This window comes from Segeticoccus rhizosphaerae, from assembly GCF_005222685.1.
GTDB classification, from domain to species: domain Bacteria; phylum Actinomycetota; class Actinomycetes; order Actinomycetales; family Dermatophilaceae; genus Segeticoccus; species Segeticoccus rhizosphaerae.
The window spans coordinates 1-1,381 of record NZ_SWMA01000095.1 but is presented as its reverse complement, the minus strand read 5'-3'; the positions used below and the strand labels follow the sequence as shown (position 1 = coordinate 1,381).

Annotated in this window: 2 protein-coding genes and 1 other annotated feature; both genes read left to right on the top strand. The window is 68.0% G+C overall.

The window, feature by feature from the left end; translation table 11 throughout:
• The coding region (locus FCN22_RS21445; RefSeq protein WP_137123595.1) for a transposase at nucleotides 1-622 on the top strand (622 nt) is incomplete at its 5' end.
• Between the two features lie 21 nt (nucleotides 623-643).
• Nucleotides 644-765: a sequence feature (AL1L pseudoknot), on the top strand.
• A partial coding sequence (locus tag FCN22_RS21440; RefSeq protein ID WP_137123594.1) for an IS3 family transposase occupies nucleotides 679-1,381 on the top strand: 703 nt, incomplete at its 3' end. Its footprint overlaps the feature before it by 87 nt.

The window sequence follows — 1,381 nt, the reverse complement described above, 5'->3', positions numbered from 1 at the left end:
TTTCTCGGTCATCATGACCTTCCCCGCCGATCCTCATCGGCGTGTCGGGCCAGTTACACCAATTCCCGGACAGTCCCTCGTCGCGGAGCTGCTGGTGGAGCTCGCTCGGTTCGAGGGGGTGGTCGTCCGTCTTGCCCGCAACCTACTGACCCGGTGCGATGAGCTCAATCACCAGATCAACGCGCTCGAAGGCGAGCTGCGTGGCCTGGTTCGTGAGATCGCACCATCGCTGCTGGAGGTCCCGGGCTGCGGCGTTCTATCGGCCGCCGTGATCATCGGCGAGACCGCGGGCGTGCACCGGTTCCGCAACAAGGATGCCTTCGCCCGGTTCACCGGTACCGCGCCAGTGCCGGTGTGGTCGGGCGCAAGCAAGGGAAAGGTGCGGCTCAACCGGGGCGGCAACCGTGCCATGAGCTGCGCGTTGCACATGATCGCGGTTACCCAAGTCCGCGGCGTAGGGTCTGGACAGGCTTACGTCACCAAGCAGCTGGGCCGCGGCAAGGACAAGACCGCAGCGCTACGACTGCTGCGCCGGCAGCTCTCGGACGTGGTGTTTGGCGCCCTGCGCGCTGACCAGCGGAACGCCCCGCAGACGACGAGCGGGACCGCGATCGCGGCCTGAGTGACAGGGGCTTGACATAGGAGCATCGCGGAGCTCGACCGCCCGTCTCGCTGAAGGTGGCGTTCGTCGACGGGCACCGCGACGAACACGGAGTCGAGCCGATCTGCGCCGCCCTGGAGGGCACCAACGCCCAGATCGCTCCGTCCACCTACTACGCCCACCCCGCCCGGCCGCCCTCCTCGCGGGCGGTACGCGACGCCAATCTGACTGAGGAGATTAAAGTGGTGCATTCCGACAACCTCGGGGTCTACGGGGCTCGCAAGGTCCACGCCGAGCTCAACCGGAAACGCGCCGGCACCGGCGATCGGGTGGCCCGGTGCACCGTGGAGCGGCTCATGAAAGCCCAGGGACTGCGCGGGATCCCACGGGAGAAGACCCGCAAGACCACCTCCAGCGAGGGCGCCCAGACTCCTTGCCCGCAGGACAAGGTCGAGCGACAGTTCGTCGCGGACGCCCCGAACCGGCTCTGGGTGGCGGACCTGACGTACGTTCGCACGCACGCCGGCTGGGTCTACGCGGCGTTCGTCCTCGACGTGTTCTCCCGGGTGGTGGTGGGCTGGCAGGTGTCCACCAGCCTGCGCACCGACCTGGCGCTGGACGCCCTGGACATGGGCCTGTGGGCGCGGCAGCGCGCCGGCCAGGATGTCACCGGCTTGGTCCATCACAGCGACCGCGGCGTGCAGGGCGGATTCCAGCGGTCGTCGCAACACCTTGATCACGGAGGTGTTCGGTGGGACGACGCAAGAAGGAGTTGCCAGC